The following is a 13,167-nucleotide window of genomic DNA, read 5'->3' on the forward strand; positions in this document are numbered from 1 at the left end:
ACGACGCGGCTGATCAGGCGCAGCCCCTGCCAGCACGCGCCGCGCGCGGGCAGGGGCTGCGCCTGATCAGCCGCATCGTCAAGGCCTGCGCGGGCACGTTCGACATGCAATGGCGCGCCGACGGGGTCACCGCCACCATGTTCGTGCCCCTGCCCGCATGAAATTGCGCTCATTTTATCAACGCATTGCGTGAAACCACGTTTCTGCCCGCAGGCAGCCTTCAAGCCCCGGAAACGAAGCGTTTCCAATTTTGGCGTATCGCCCGGCACAGGGGGCCGTATTGTCAAGGCGCCTGCCGGGCTGGCCCGGTGGCGCAGCGTGCAACATAGCGGAAGGTCATGACTATGCCCAAGGTTCTCGTACTGTATTACTCATCCTACGGCCATGTGGAAACGATGGCCCACGCCGTGGCCGAAGGCGTGCGCGAGGCCGGGCTGGAGGCCGTGGTCAAGCGCGTGCCGGAACTCGTGCCCGAGGACGTCGCCAAAAACCATCATTTCAAAACCGAGCAGAGTGCCCCCCTCGCCACCACGGCGGAACTGCCGGAGTATGATGCCATCATCGTCGGCGCGCCCACCCGTTTTGGCCGCCTGCCTTCACAGATGGCCAATTTCTGGGACCAGACCGGCGGGCTGTGGCTCAAGGGCGCGCTGGTTGGCAAGGTGGGCGCGGTGTTCACCTCCACCGCAACACAGCATGGCGGGCAGGAAACCACGCTGTTCTCGCTGATAACGAACCTTTTGCATCATGGCATGGTCATCACCGGCCTGCCCTACAGCTTTCAGGGCCAGATGCGGCTCGATGAAGTGACTGGCGGCGCGCCTTATGGTGCCACCACCATCGCGGCAGGCGACGGTTCGCGCCAGCCCAGCCCCACCGAGCTTGATGGTGCGCATTATCTTGGCCAGCACGTGGCAGGACTTGCGCGCAAGCTCACCGCCTGAGCGCCTGCCCCCGGCCCGTTGCGCCGGGGGCGACCGCGCCGCCTACGGGCAGCCACCTTCCCGCGCCCAGGGCGGGTGGTCAAAGGCACCCACCAGATAATCAATGAACGCATTGACCCGGATGGGGCGCAGCCCGCTTGCGGGCGTGATGAGGTACAGCCCCACCGGCGGGACATCCCATCCGGGCAGCATGCGCACGAAGCGGCCCGCCTTCAGCCCCTCCCACACCATGAATTCGGGGAACAGGCCAAACCCCAGCCCCGCTTCGAGCGCAGGCAGGAAGCCCGCCGCGTTATCAGCCCGCAGCCGCGCTGTCTGCGAAAGCACGAATTCCCGGCCATCGCTTTCATGGTGCAGGCGGATCATGCCGGGGGCTGCGGTATTGGTATAGACAAAGCTCCTGTGCCCTGCCAGCGCGCGCGGATGCTCCGGCGCGCCAATCTGCGCCAGGTAGCCGGGCGTGCACACCAGCGCCAGCCGCACGCTGCACAGCCGCCGGGCACGCAGCGATGAATCGGCCAGCGCCGCGATCCGTAGCGCCAGGTCATAGCCGCCTGCCACCAGGTCAACCAGCGCATCGCTGTAATCGATAGTGAGGTCGATTTCGGGATAGCGCCGCAGGAATTCGGGCAGAACGGGAGCCAGGTGCTGTATGCCAAAGGTCATGGGGGCGGCCATGCGGATCAGCCCCGAAGGCGCGCGCGTGCCGCCGCGGGCCTGTGTCTCGGCGGCCTCGGCTTCGGCCACGATGGTGTTGGCATGGCCCAGCAGCATGCGCCCGGTCTCGGTCAGCGACATCTGGCGCGAATTGCGGTTGAACAGGGCCACGCCAAGCGACTGCTCAAGCCGGCTGATGGCCTTTGAGACGGTGGGCTTGGAGAGCTGTATGTCCTCCGCCGCGCGGGCAAACGAGCCGCGCTCCGCCACTTTTGCAAAAATGGCCCAGGCTTCGAAATCCGGCAGTCTCATCGGCAAACTCGGGAAAGGGGGCGCGCCATATGTTTCCCTAACTTATCTGCGGGCCGCTGTCTCTACGCCGGCCTGTGATGCACAGACGATGTAAAAACGGGAAATGAAAGGTTTCATTCATTTCTATATAAACACCAGACCCGGGCCGATACCATGAGGGCAACAGAAAGGAAAAAAACCGATGATCGAAGTCCGACCCTTTGGCCAGCTGGGCCACGCCAACCATGGCTGGCTTGATGCAAGGCATCATTTTTCGTTTGCGGGGTATCATGATCCCGCCCGCATGCACTGGGGCGCGCTGCGGGTATGGAATGACGACATGATCGCACCCGGCACCGGCTTTGGCACCCATCCGCACCGGGATATGGAAATCATCACCTTCGTGCGCGAAGGCGCCATCACCCATACCGACAGCCTGGGCAATACCGGGCGCACCGAGGCAGGCGACGTGCAGGTGATGTCGGCTGGCACCGGCATCCGCCACAGCGAATACAACCGCGACACGGTCGCCACGCGCCTGTTCCAGATCTGGATCATGCCCGACCGCGCGGGCCATGCGCCCTCATGGGGCACGCGCGCCTTCCCGCGCAATGAGCGTGCCGGGCAGTTCGTGGTGCTGGCCTCGGGGCGGCCGGGTGATGATGACGCCCTGCCCATCAATGCCGATGCCCGCGTGCTCGGCGCCACCCTGGCCAAGGGGCAGACAGCCACCTACAGGCTGGGGGCGCAGCGCCTGGGCTACCTGGTGCCCGCGCGCGGCGCGGTGGAAATAGACGGCGTGCGGGTTGGCGAGCGTGATGGGGCGGCGCTGTCCGATATCGAGACCGTGCACGTGCGCGCGCTCGAGGATGCCGAGATCATTCTGGTCGATACCATCGCCTGAACCGTGGGTAGTGTGTATCATGCAGTCCGGGGCGCAATACCGCGCCCCGGACTGACCACGCCATAACCTGGACCCATTGATCCGTGACCCTTCCCGCCTACCACGCCACATGGTCGCCTGAGGGCGCACCCGTTGCTCCTGCGCCCTATGGTGAATCCTATCCGGTGCGACTGCCTGATGGCTCCACCCTGACCCTGCCGCTACGCGCCCTGCCCGGCCATGAGCGGGCCATCGCCCTGCTCATGGCCAACCAGACCGGCTTTGCCGTGGAGCACACCCTCATCCGCCAGCTGGCCGGAATGGTCGGCCCGCTTGCGCCCCAGGCGATCGTGGGCGTGCCCACCATGGGGCTGGCCTATGCCCGGCCCGTGGCGGAAAAGCTTGGCATGGGTGACTACGTGGCGCTGGGGCATTCACGCAAATTCTGGTACGATGACAGCCTTGCCATCCCGCTGACATCCTCGACCAGCCCCGACCAGACAAAGCACCTGTACCTTGACCCCGCGCTGGTGGAACGCGTGCGGGGCAGGCGCGTGGTGGTGATTGATGATGTGCTCAACACCGGGCGCACGGCTGCGGCTGCGGTGCGCCTGCTCGAGCACGCAGGGGCATGCGTGGTGGCCATTGCAGCCGTGCTGACCGAAGGCTGGGCCTGGCGCACGGCGCTGGAGGCGGCCTGCCCCGGCACCGTACCACCGGTGCATGCGCTGGGCCATATTCCGCTCTTTGGCAGGCAGGCCGATGGCTGGCACCCCCTGCCCGGCACCTGAAACTGCCCATTGTCTTGCCGGGGGCTTTGCGGCATGACGGCACTATCACGTTCACTTTTGCCCGCAGCAGGTCGCCTTATGTCAGAACACACGCCCATCGGTCTTGAAAACCCCACCGCTCCCATCAGCGCGGTGACACATTCAGGTAACTTCCACCTTGATGAGACGCTGGGCTATGTGATCCTGCATTACGCGCTGGCACCCGATGGCGACCTGCGCGGGCGCGTGATGGGCACCGGCCCGGACGGGCGGCTGGCGTTTGCACGCACCCGTTCGCCCGAGCGCATTGCCGCAGCCGACATCGTCTTTGACGTGGGCGGCAGATATGACCCCGCCACGGGCCGCTATGACCACCACATGAAGGAAAAGCCCCTGCGCGAGGATGGCACGCCCTATAGCGCGGCCGGGCTGTTGTGGAAGGATTACGGCATGGCCGCGATCCGCAGCATCCTGAAAAACCCGGCGCCGGAACCCGAGGTCGCCGCCATATGGCAGAGCCTTGACCGCTCGCTCGTGCTGCCCATCGACCTTGATGATAATGGCGTGACCAAGATGGGCAAGCTCTCGCTGGCCGATATCGTCTCCGCCTGCCGCCCCACATGGGACACGGTTGAACTGTACGGCCCCGATGCCGCCAAAACCCGCGAGACCGAAGGCTTCGCCAACGCGGCGGTGGCGGTGGCGGGGCATCTCGTCAACATGATCGACCGCGTGCGCGCCAGCCTCAAGGCGGAAAGCCGCGTGCTTGCCGCCTATGCACAGGCGGAAGACAAGCGCATCCTGCTCATGGAAACCGGCATGCCGACGGAAAAGGTCATTTTCGACCACGACCTGCCGGTGGTCTATGTCGTCTCCCCCGCAGCGCCCGACCGGTGGAACGTCAAGGCCATTCCGCCCGTGCGCGGTGACTTTGGCCAGCGTGTCTCCCTGCCCGAGGCCTGGCGTGGCCTTGATGGCGCGACACTGGCCAGCGTATCCGGCGTTGCCGATGCGGTCTTCGCCCATCCTGCCCGCTTCATCTGCGGGGCGGCCAGCCGCGCGGGCGCGCTGAAAATGGCGCAGCTCGCCCTCGAGATCGATGCAGCCCAGGCAAAGGGCTGAACCCGCATGCGCCCCTGACCATACAGGGGCGCGGCCTTTATCGACCCAGCCGCCACCCTGTTGAAAAAAGCGGCGGCTGAAGCAGGCTTGCCTGCCCTTGCGGGGGACACGCGCCTGTCGATGCCATAAACGTGATGGGACGGGCCATTCATCCGGCTCTTGCGCCTCTTTGCGGCAGCCACAGTGCATCCCACGTCATCTCCATCGGGCGGGACATGTCCCCCCGCATGGGAGGTTGCCATGAATATGGGAACACGGTACCGCACAAACCCCGGTGTCATGGATCTGGTTGGGCTTGGCATGGTCCTGCTGACGCTGGCGCTATGGTTATCCTTTATCTTCATATGAATATGAACATGCGGCCCGACAGGCACGCCGGATCGGCCGCAGGCTCCGGATACAGGAGGCATCAATGAAGCTTCACCTACGCCGTGCCTTTCAAACCGGCACGGACAATCTCGGCTATGCCAGCCGGTGGGACATCATGGGCCCGGCCCTGCTGGCCATCGCCTTCGCACTTTCAACGGCGATGATCTTCCTTCTTTAGGCAGAGGGCCTTTGCACCGGGCCTGCCCGGCCAGGAAAAGCCGGGCAGGCCCGCCTCATGTGCCCTGAAGGCAAGACAGCGGGGTGTGAGCAGATATTCCCCTTGCACCCGCCCAAACCTTTCGCCTCCTGCCACGTTGCCTGTCGGCAGTTACAGGAGATCCCCATGAGCCGGACCCTACAGATCCTCGCGATCCTTTCGCTTACCCTGTCCATGACCAGTTGCGCCGATGGCCGACACCACCGCCACCATCGGGAGTGGCAGGACGGTCATTACGATGATGGCTACGGCCCCCATGGCGCGCGCATGCGCGGCGGCCCCGGCGGGCGCTGGTAACACCAGCCCGGCGCAGGCAAATGCGCAGGCAACATCCCGCGCAGTGCGCGCGTTAGGTACAGGCGGGGCATGACCCTGCCCTTCCTCCACCACAACGGAGCGCCTGCATGGCCACCCCCACCATTCCCCCCCAGAGCCAGCCCCACCAGCCCGGCGTCGAGCGGTTGATGAACCCGCAGGCCGAGCATATCCGCGAGAGCTATCGCGGCAGCGGCAAGCTGAAGGGGCGCCGAGCCCTGGTCAGCGGTGGCGACAGTGGCATCGGCCGGGCCGCCGTGCTGCATTTTGCCCGCGAGGGCGCCGATGTCGCCATTCTCTACCTTGAAGAAGACGAAGACGCGCACGAGACGGTACGCCTGGCCAAAGCCGAGGGCGTGCAGGCACTCGCCATACGCGGCAACGTGGCCAACAGCGCCGTATGCGATGATGCGGTCAGACAGACCGTCGATACGCTGGGCGGCCTCGACATTGTGGTGAACAATGCAGGCGTGCAGTACGTGAGCGAGGACCTGACCGATATTACCGATGACATGTGGCAGCACCACATGGATGTGAACATCAACGGTTATTTCTACCTCACCCGCGCCGCCCTGTCGCATCTGGGGCGTGACAGCGCCATCATCAATACATCCTCGGTCAATGCATTCGCGGGCAATGCCTCGCTCGTGGCCTATACCACCACCAAGGCTGCCGAGATGGGCTTTACCCGCGCGCTGGCGCTACAGCTTGCGCCAAAGGGCATCAGGGTGAACGCGGTGGCCCCTGGCCCGGTCTGGACCCCGCTGCAACCCGCAAGCTGGGGGCCGGTCGACCCGGACTCGGTTGCCCATCTGGGTGACAAGACTGCCCTTGGCCGCGTGGGCCAGCCCAGCGAACTGGGTCCGGCCTACGTGTATCTGGCCGCGCAGGATTCATCGTTCGTGACCGGGCAGACCCTGCATGTCAATGGCGGCATGATCGTCAATGGCTGAGCCGTTGCCCGCCCTGATGCTGCCCGCCGCATCATGGCTGCGCCTCTCGCCCCATCGCCGCTGGCTCGACATGCAGGGCCAGCGCCTGCTTGATTTCTCCAAGCCATCACGCGTGGCGCAGGGGTTTGCCGCCCTTGATGACGACGGCAACCTGCCGCCCCCCGCCACGGCGGATGGCACGCTCAGTGCACGCATGACCCATGTCTATGCCGTGGCGTCAGGGCGTGGCCTGCCGGGGTGTGGTCCGCTTGCCGCCCATGGCGTGGCGAACCTGCTCGGCCCCCTGCGCGACCGCATGCATGATGGCTGGTTCCTCACGCCCCCGACCGATGGCGCACAGCCAGAAGATGCCCGCAAGCAGGCCTACCTGCACGCCTTCGTGGCCCTTGCCGCCTCATCCGCAACAGTTGCGGGCGTGCCGGAGGGGCGCACGCTGCTCGATGCGGCGCTAAAGGTATGGGAAGAGCGTTTCTGGAGCGAGGCGGAAGGCGTCTTTCGCGAAAGCTTTGCCGCTGACTGGTCGGATGAGGAAAACTATCGCGGCGCCAACGCCAACATGCATTCGGTCGAGGCCTGCATGGCGGTGGCGGACGTAACGGGCAACCCCGTGTGGCGACAGCGCGCGCTGCGCGTGGTGGAGCGCTTCATCCACACGCTGGCCCGCGAGGCCGACTATTGTCTGCCCGAGCATTACGACCGGAACTGGACACGCCTGCCCGACTACCACCGCGACACCCCTACCGACGCCCTGCGCCCGTATGGCATGACACCGGGGCATTTTGTGGAGTGGTCACACCTTTTGCTCAAGCTGGAAGCCGCCCTGCTGCGCACGCAGGGCAACGCGCCATCGTGGCTGCTGGAGGATGCGATTGCCCTGTTCCACCGTGGCATGGAAACCGGCTGGGCGCGCGATGGTGCGCCAGGGCTGGTCTATACCATCGACTGGACCCGCCAGCCCGTGGTGCATAACCGCCCCCACTGGTGCCAGGCCGAGGCCATGACCGCCGCCGCCGCCCTGCTCAAGCGCACGGGGCACGCGCAGTATGAACAGTGGTACCGCACGATATGGGATTATATCGACCTTTACATGATCGACCGTAAACGGGGCGGCTGGATACAGGAGCTTGACCGCAACAACCGGCCATCCGCCGTGGTCTATGCAGGCAAGGCCGATCTGTACCACGCCTGGCAGGCCACCCTCACGCCGCTGCTGCCACTTGCGCCAAGCTTTGCGACTGCCATATCATTACTGGAAAATTAGGGCCTGTATGGCAAAAGGCCGCCTGATGGGAATGGCAGCCCATAAAGTCTTTTGCCAGCAATTTTCACAGAAATGATGATATGGACGAAGCCTACAGATCAGTTCTGGGTGCGTTAAAAAAGCAGCTTGACGTGGATTATCCGGATACATTGGCCGTAGATCAACTGGTTACGCAACTTCATAAGAATTTTGCCCCTGTTCCTGATTTCATTCCCGATATGTTGGGCTATTTTCAGATAAAGACGAAATAGATGAAGCCAGTTTCCTGATACTCAAGGCCGCGGAAGATCAGGATGATCATGTTTACACAAATAAACTTCTGGAATTCTTTCCTGAATTAATGAAAATTTCTCCTGAATGGTCTGTCTTGCCGTTGATAAGATTGATAAACAACCAGAAGTGTAAGAAAATACTCCTGTCGCAGCTCAGTCTGTCCTCCAAAAACATCAAGGAATCAGCATTTGTCACATGCAGGCGGATAAATGATGAATCGCCTGATTTTGTGGAAAAAACCCGCGCTGTCATCGCCTGTTGCGAAGTCTGAAAATTTAAATCTGTGCTTCAGCCTGATGACAGGCCCTTGCCTGATTCAGGCTGAGTTTATTGGCCCCGCCTGAATAGTCCGGGTCTGCTGACTGCACGGGATCATCTTCCCAATGACAGACGGGACAGATTTCGTAGCCTCCATATGCTGAAATTTCCAGTGATTCACAGCACGGGCATGGTAGCAGTTCCGTCATGGCCTGTTCCTATCAATCAAGCAGAAACCGTTTTGTTATCAGGGTCGGTTTCACAATAACAGGATATGATGGCACCATAAAAATTGGGAATGCACGCCAGTATCAGGAACAGTGGCTTGCGGCAGCGCAAAGAGTGCTGGCAACCGGGAAATCGTATTTCCTGGTGAATGTTCATGCCTCCGAAAGAGTCAATTTCTTTATGTCCTGGCCCTGCTCCGTAATTGATGGGACAGTTTATATTTAAAATAAAATAATTTTTGCCGATAATTACTGCCTGACTGATATTCTCTCTTTCCACACCGATCTGGAAGAGATGGAATTTGCGGATGAAGACGGACAAAAGGTTTCTACCTGGCAGACAGACCTGCACACCATGCAGCAATTCAGCACGGAAATGCGCCGTCGCCTGGCCTGAACATCCCGTTCATGCCGCGTGATGCAGACCGCCCCGCTGCAAGGCCATTGCGTGATCGTGACATAAAATGGCCGCAGGCACTCCCGCATGGAGGGCAAGCCGGGTTATGGTAGCCATCTGTTCAGGTCCGTTGCCTGCCCAAACCCAGTCCTGCAAGCCATCGGGGTGCGCCACCAACCATGCCTTCGCCTTCCCCCTCCCTTCCATCCGGCCCGTGGCGGCAGGCCGTGCGCGCGTTCGGGCGCAACAGGTCGGCCATGGGCGCGCTGGGCGCGCTGGCGTTCATTACCTGCGCCTGCCTGCTGGCACCCTTCTATGCCCATGACGTGGCCCATAGCGATCCGTTCGCCTCAAATGTAGCGGGCAGCATCGTGCTGGATGGCCACGAGGTGGACATCATGCAGCCCAATGACAACCCGCTGCATCTCGGCCTCAGCCCCATAGGCCCCACGGGGCACGCCGCCTACCTGCTGGGTGCTGACAGCCAGGGCCGCGACCTTGCCGCCCGCCTGCTCTATGGCGGGCGCAACTCCCTGCTCATTTCGGCCTGTGCCGCCGTGCTGTGCCTTGTGGCGGCAACACTTGCGGGCATCGTGGCCGGTTTTTGCGGCGGGGTGGTCGATGCGGTCCTGTCGCGCATCATGGACATCATGTGGGCGGTGCCGGTCTATCTGTTTGCCATTTCACTCTCCATTGTCATGGTCAGCCAGAAAATCCATCTCGGTCCGTTCGTGCTGGGGGCGGACAGCCTGCTCATTCCCATCTTCATCATAGCGCTGGTCTACGTGCCCTATGCCGCCCGGCCCATACGCGGGCGGGTGCTGGCGCTGCGGCAGGCGGAATTCGTCACCGCCGCGCGCAGCCTTGGCGTGCCGGGGTGGCGCATCATGGTGCTTGATATCATGCCCAACATCAGCACCACGCTGGTAACGCTCGGCCCGCTGCTCATGGCGCTGGCCCTGCTGGCGGAGAGCGCGCTGTCCTTCCTCTCGCTGGGCGTGCAGGCGCCACAGGCCTCATGGGGCACCATCATTCAGGATGGCGAGGGCCTGATCTATACCCGCCCGCTTGTGGCAGTCGTGCCGGGGCTGGCCATCGTGGCGGTGGTGCTGGCGCTCAATATCGTGGCCGATGGCCTGCGCGATGCGCTTGACGGGCGCGAGGGCGCACGATGATCCCTGCCCTGCTGCGCCGCCTGGGCCAGACGCTGCTCGTGTTGTTTGGCGTGTCGGTGCTGGTATTCGCGGTGTTTTTCGCAACGCCGGGCGCGGACCCGACCGCACGCATTGCAGGCCGCAACGCCTCGCCGCAGATCATGGAAAAAGTGCGCCGTGAATACGGCTTCGACCGCGCCCTGCCGGTGCAGTACATGACCATGATGAAAAAGCTGTTCATCACACGCGATCTCGCCTCCTACGCCGACCGGGGCGAGCTGGTAGTGCCCCAGATCCTGCAGGCCGCCCCGGTCACGGCCTGCCTTGTGTGCGGGGCGGCGTTCATCTGGGTCAGTGTGTCCATCATCATGGGCACGCTGGCCGCGGCCTTCAGGGATACGTGGGTGGACCGCACGCTCATGCTGGCGGGGCTGGTAGGCATTTCCATACCCGTGTTCTGGCTGGGGCAGGTCACCAACCTGATCACGCAGAGCCGCTATCACGACACATGGCTGTTCTCATGGGTGCCGGGGCTGGGCTACGTGCCGTTCAGCGAAGACCCCGGCGGGTGGTTCCGCGCGCTGGTCATTCCGTGGGTCGTGCTGGCGGTGATGTTCATCGGCATCTACAGCCGGGTGCTGCGGGCCGATCTCGTAGCCCTTGCGGGCGAGGACTTCATGCGCACCGCCCGCGCCAAGGGGCTTTCGCCCGCGCGGGTCATGCTGCGCCACGGGCTGCGCACGGCGCTGGTCACGTTCGTCTCGCTGTTCGGGCTGGATTTTGCGCAGCTTGTGGGCGGCGGCGCGCTGCTGACCGAAGTGGTGTTCGGCCTGCCCGGCGTGGGGCGGCTGACCTATCGGGCGCTCACCAATCTCGACCTGCCGGTCATCATGGCCACGGTCATGTATTCCGCCATTTTCGTGGTGGTGGCCAATGCGGTGGTGGACATGGTGTATTTACTCCTTGACCCGAGGGTGCGTGATGCCCACTGATCGCATGCCCCTGCTCGATGTGCGCAACCTGTGCGTGAGCGTGCCCGCCAATGGCGGCATGCTCCCGCTGGTCGAGAACGTGTCCTTTTGCGTGGATGAATCCGAAATCGTGGGGCTGGTGGGTGAATCGGGCTCGGGCAAGTCGGTCACGGCCATGGCGCTGATGGGGCTGATCGACAGCCCCGGGGTGCAGGTCCGTGGCTCGGCGCGCTTTCACGGGCAGGAACTGGTGGGCATGGCCCCGCGCGCCCTGCGGGCCTTGCGCGGGCGTGACATCGCCATGATCTTCCAGGACCCCATGACGGCGTTCACCCCGGTCTATACCATTGGCTGGCAGATTGATGAGCAGATCCGCGCGCATGAGCGCCTCTCGCGCCGGGCCGCGCGGGCACGCACGGTGCAACTGCTGGCCGAGATGGGCGTGCCCGACCCCGCCCGCACGGCTCAGCGCTACCCGCACCAGCTCTCGGGCGGGTTGCGCCAGCGCGCCATGATCGCCATGGCGCTTTCATGCAACCCCACATTGCTCATTGCCGATGAGCCGACCACCGCCCTTGACGTCACCGTGCAGGCCCAGATCCTTGACCTGCTGCGCGGCCTGCGCCACAGCCATGGCTCCTCCGTGCTGCTCATCACGCATGACATGGGCGTGGTGGCCCAGACCTGTTCGCGCACGCTCGTGCTCTATTCCGGCCGCATGGCGGAAAGCGGGCCGACCGCCACCCTGTTCGCCCGGCCTGCGCATCCTTATACCGCGGCATTACTGGACTCCATCCCCCCGCTTTACGGCCCGCGCCCGCACCGCCTGCCCGCCATTGCGGGCGTGCCCCCCACGCCACAGGAGCGGCCCGCGGGCTGCGCCTTTGGCCCACGCTGCGCACATGTGCATACCACCTGCCTACAGGCACCCCCAGCGCTGGTCCGCATCGGGGCGGAACAGGTTGCGGCCTGCGTGCTGCCCGCCGAGGGCACGCCCCTGCCGCCCCGCGCCACCGCACAGGCCGTACAGCCATGAGCCACCCTGCCCCCGTTCTGGAACTGCGCGACGTGCGCAGGACGTACCGCCTGCCCCGTGGGCAAAGCCTCAGGGCGGTTGATGGCATATCGCTGCGCGTCATGCCCGGCGAAATACTGGGGCTGGTGGGTGAATCCGGCTGCGGCAAGTCCACGCTCGGGCGGTGCATGCTGCGGCTTGATGATGTCTCGTCAGGGCAGATACTGTTTGAAGGGCGCGACATCACCACCCTGAGCGAACGAAAGCTGCGCCCGCTGCGGCCGCATATGCAGATGGTGTTCCAGAACTCCACCGCCGCCCTCAACCCGCGCCGCCGCATTGGCGACCTGCTGGCCGAGCCGCTGCGCGTGCACCCTGCGCCTGACGGGCGCAAACGCACGGTGGCAACGATCACCGCGCGGCTGCACGAACTCATGGCGCTCGTCGGCCTGCCTGCCGCGGCGCTTGCGCGGTATCCGCATGCCTTCTCGGGCGGGCAGCGCCAGCGCATCAACATCGCCCGCGCACTTGCGCCCTCGCCCCGGCTGGTGGTGGCGGATGAGCCGGTCTCGGCGCTTGATGTGTCGGTCCAGGCCCAGATCGTCAACCTGTTTGCCGACCTGCGCGAGCGGCTGGGGCTGACCTATGTGTTCGTGGCGCATGACCTGGCGGTGGTGCGGCAGATCGCCACCCGCGTCGCGGTCATGTATCTTGGCGCGATTGTTGAATGTGGCGAGACGGATGACGTGCTGCATGCGCCCGCCCACCCCTACACCGCCGCCCTGACCGCCGCCGTGCCGCGCCCCGTGGTGGGCGCACCGCCACCCATGCTGCTGCGTGGCGATGTGCCCAGCCCGGTCAATCGGCCTGCGGGCTGCCGGTTTCACACACGCTGCCCGCACGCGCAGGCGCGGTGTGGCGTGGAGGAACCCGCCCTGCGCGCCCTGCGGCCCGGCCATGAAGTCGCCTGCCATTATCCGCTCCCGTAGGGTCGGACATATGATATTGTTTTTGGAGAAGTTTTTTTAAAGCTTCAGGGAACGCCGCCTTTTTGCAAAAGGCGGCGCCCAAAAACTTTCATCCTCTTTTT

General features: G+C 64.0%; 16 protein-coding genes and 1 pseudogene. 14 read left to right on the forward strand and 3 right to left on the reverse strand.

Annotated elements, in window-relative coordinates:
* The first annotated feature begins 344 nt into the window (after nt 1-344).
* Nucleotides 345-944 (forward strand): NAD(P)H:quinone oxidoreductase, encoded by a 600-nt coding sequence (wrbA, locus tag DV027_RS09620; RefSeq protein ID WP_130731651.1) that lies wholly within the window; start codon nt 345-347, stop codon nt 942-944.
* Nucleotides 945-986: 42 nt separating this feature from the next.
* Here wrbA and DV027_RS09625 read toward each other — a convergent pair whose 3' ends face one another.
* Entirely contained in the window at nt 987-1,913 is a 927-nt protein-coding gene (locus DV027_RS09625; RefSeq protein WP_130731598.1) for a LysR family transcriptional regulator, read from the reverse strand.
* A 181-nt stretch (nt 1,914-2,094) separates the two neighbouring features.
* Between DV027_RS09625 and DV027_RS09630 the strand changes: the two genes are divergently transcribed.
* From DV027_RS09630 to DV027_RS18075, 9 genes are all read left to right on the forward strand, one after another.
* On the forward strand, nt 2,095-2,796 hold the full coding sequence (locus tag DV027_RS09630; RefSeq protein ID WP_130731599.1) for a pirin family protein: 702 nt from the start codon (nt 2,095-2,097) through the stop codon (nt 2,794-2,796).
* Between the two features lie 83 nt (nt 2,797-2,879).
* Nucleotides 2,880-3,566, forward strand: a complete 687-nt coding sequence (locus DV027_RS09635) for a phosphoribosyltransferase (protein WP_130731600.1) — start codon at nt 2,880-2,882, stop codon at nt 3,564-3,566.
* A 78-nt stretch (nt 3,567-3,644) separates the two neighbouring features.
* Complete coding sequence (locus DV027_RS09640) at nt 3,645-4,667, forward strand: MYG1 family protein (protein ID WP_130731601.1); 1,023 nt, start codon at nt 3,645-3,647, stop codon at nt 4,665-4,667.
* 412 nt (nt 4,668-5,079) lie between these two features.
* Nucleotides 5,080-5,214: a hypothetical protein gene (locus DV027_RS18070; protein WP_275100998.1), complete on the forward strand. Its 135-nt coding sequence runs from the start codon at nt 5,080-5,082 to the stop codon at nt 5,212-5,214.
* 165 nt (nt 5,215-5,379) lie between these two features.
* The gene (locus DV027_RS17540) at nt 5,380-5,550 is read left to right on the forward strand and encodes a hypothetical protein (protein ID WP_165399159.1); all 171 of its coding nucleotides are present in this window, start codon (nt 5,380-5,382) and stop codon (nt 5,548-5,550) included.
* Nucleotides 5,551-5,717: 167 nt separating this feature from the next.
* Nucleotides 5,718-6,521 carry an SDR family oxidoreductase gene (locus DV027_RS09645; RefSeq protein ID WP_207303467.1) on the forward strand — a complete coding sequence of 268 codons (804 nt, stop codon included), beginning with the start codon at nt 5,718-5,720 and terminating at the stop codon, nt 6,519-6,521.
* Nucleotides 6,514-7,782: an AGE family epimerase/isomerase gene (locus DV027_RS09650; RefSeq protein ID WP_130731603.1), complete on the forward strand. Its 1,269-nt coding sequence runs from the start codon at nt 6,514-6,516 to the stop codon at nt 7,780-7,782. Before DV027_RS09645 ends, DV027_RS09650 begins: the two co-directional genes overlap by 8 nt.
* A gap of 80 nt (nt 7,783-7,862) precedes the next feature.
* Nucleotides 7,863-8,033 carry a hypothetical protein gene (locus DV027_RS17545; protein WP_165399160.1) on the forward strand — a complete coding sequence of 57 codons (171 nt, stop codon included), beginning with the start codon at nt 7,863-7,865 and terminating at the stop codon, nt 8,031-8,033.
* 231 nt (nt 8,034-8,264) lie between these two features.
* Nucleotides 8,265-8,399, forward strand: coding sequence for a hypothetical protein (locus DV027_RS18075; RefSeq protein WP_275100999.1), 135 nt, complete (start codon nt 8,265-8,267; stop codon nt 8,397-8,399).
* A 12-nt stretch (nt 8,400-8,411) separates the two neighbouring features.
* Here the strand turns inward: DV027_RS18075 and DV027_RS18175 are convergent.
* Nucleotides 8,412-8,522, reverse strand: a pseudogene (locus DV027_RS18175) (CPCC family cysteine-rich protein); the annotation flags it as partial.
* Between the two features lie 16 nt (nt 8,523-8,538).
* Entirely contained in the window at nt 8,539-8,862 is a 324-nt protein-coding gene (locus tag DV027_RS09660; RefSeq protein WP_130731605.1) for a hypothetical protein, read from the reverse strand.
* Between the two features lie 254 nt (nt 8,863-9,116).
* Between DV027_RS09660 and DV027_RS09665 the strand changes: the two genes are divergently transcribed.
* Genes DV027_RS09665 through DV027_RS09680 form a run of 4 tightly spaced genes read left to right on the forward strand, consistent with a single transcriptional unit; the run spans nt 9,117 to nt 13,066 of the window.
* Nucleotides 9,117-10,112, forward strand: a complete 996-nt coding sequence (locus DV027_RS09665) for an ABC transporter permease (protein ID WP_130731606.1) — start codon at nt 9,117-9,119, stop codon at nt 10,110-10,112.
* The gene (locus DV027_RS09670) at nt 10,109-11,083 is read left to right on the forward strand and encodes an ABC transporter permease (protein WP_130731607.1); all 975 of its coding nucleotides are present in this window, start codon (nt 10,109-10,111) and stop codon (nt 11,081-11,083) included. The genes DV027_RS09665 and DV027_RS09670 overlap by 4 nt, the downstream gene beginning before the upstream one ends.
* Nucleotides 11,073-12,098 (forward strand): ABC transporter ATP-binding protein, encoded by a 1,026-nt coding sequence (locus DV027_RS09675; protein ID WP_130731608.1) that lies wholly within the window; start codon nt 11,073-11,075, stop codon nt 12,096-12,098. The genes DV027_RS09670 and DV027_RS09675 overlap by 11 nt, the downstream gene beginning before the upstream one ends.
* Nucleotides 12,095-13,066, forward strand: a complete 972-nt coding sequence (locus DV027_RS09680; RefSeq protein ID WP_130731609.1) for an ABC transporter ATP-binding protein — start codon at nt 12,095-12,097, stop codon at nt 13,064-13,066. Before DV027_RS09675 ends, DV027_RS09680 begins: the two co-directional genes overlap by 4 nt.
* Nucleotides 13,067-13,167 lie beyond the last annotated feature (101 nt).

Source organism: Komagataeibacter xylinus, assembly GCF_004302915.1.
GTDB lineage: Bacteria > Pseudomonadota > Alphaproteobacteria > Acetobacterales > Acetobacteraceae > Komagataeibacter > Komagataeibacter xylinus_C.

What these genes read in the sequence shown, in the direction of transcription:
- DV027_RS09675 (WP_130731608.1), top strand. Translation starts at nt 11,073, where the DNA reads ATGCCCACTGATCGCATGCCCCTGCTCGATGTGCGCAACCTGTGCGTG.
- DV027_RS09650 (WP_130731603.1), top strand. Translation starts at nt 6,514, where the DNA reads ATGGCTGAGCCGTTGCCCGCCCTGATGCTGCCCGCCGCATCATGGCTG.
- DV027_RS09625 (WP_130731598.1), bottom strand. Translation starts at nt 1,913, where the DNA reads ATGAGACTGCCGGATTTCGAAGCCTGGGCCATTTTTGCAAAAGTGGCG.
- DV027_RS17545 (WP_165399160.1), top strand. Translation starts at nt 7,863, where the DNA reads ATGGACGAAGCCTACAGATCAGTTCTGGGTGCGTTAAAAAAGCAGCTT.
- wrbA (WP_130731651.1), top strand. Translation starts at nt 345, where the DNA reads ATGCCCAAGGTTCTCGTACTGTATTACTCATCCTACGGCCATGTGGAA.
- DV027_RS09630 (WP_130731599.1), top strand. Translation starts at nt 2,095, where the DNA reads ATGATCGAAGTCCGACCCTTTGGCCAGCTGGGCCACGCCAACCATGGC.
- DV027_RS18075 (WP_275100999.1), top strand. Translation starts at nt 8,265, where the DNA reads ATGATGAATCGCCTGATTTTGTGGAAAAAACCCGCGCTGTCATCGCCT.
- DV027_RS09645 (WP_207303467.1), top strand. Translation starts at nt 5,718, where the DNA reads ATGAACCCGCAGGCCGAGCATATCCGCGAGAGCTATCGCGGCAGCGGC.
- DV027_RS09640 (WP_130731601.1), top strand. Translation starts at nt 3,645, where the DNA reads ATGTCAGAACACACGCCCATCGGTCTTGAAAACCCCACCGCTCCCATC.
- DV027_RS17540 (WP_165399159.1), top strand. Translation starts at nt 5,380, where the DNA reads ATGAGCCGGACCCTACAGATCCTCGCGATCCTTTCGCTTACCCTGTCC.
- DV027_RS09680 (WP_130731609.1), top strand. Translation starts at nt 12,095, where the DNA reads ATGAGCCACCCTGCCCCCGTTCTGGAACTGCGCGACGTGCGCAGGACG.
- DV027_RS09670 (WP_130731607.1), top strand. Translation starts at nt 10,109, where the DNA reads ATGATCCCTGCCCTGCTGCGCCGCCTGGGCCAGACGCTGCTCGTGTTG.
- DV027_RS09665 (WP_130731606.1), top strand. Translation starts at nt 9,117, where the DNA reads ATGCCTTCGCCTTCCCCCTCCCTTCCATCCGGCCCGTGGCGGCAGGCC.
- DV027_RS18070 (WP_275100998.1), top strand. Translation starts at nt 5,080, where the DNA reads ATGAAGCTTCACCTACGCCGTGCCTTTCAAACCGGCACGGACAATCTC.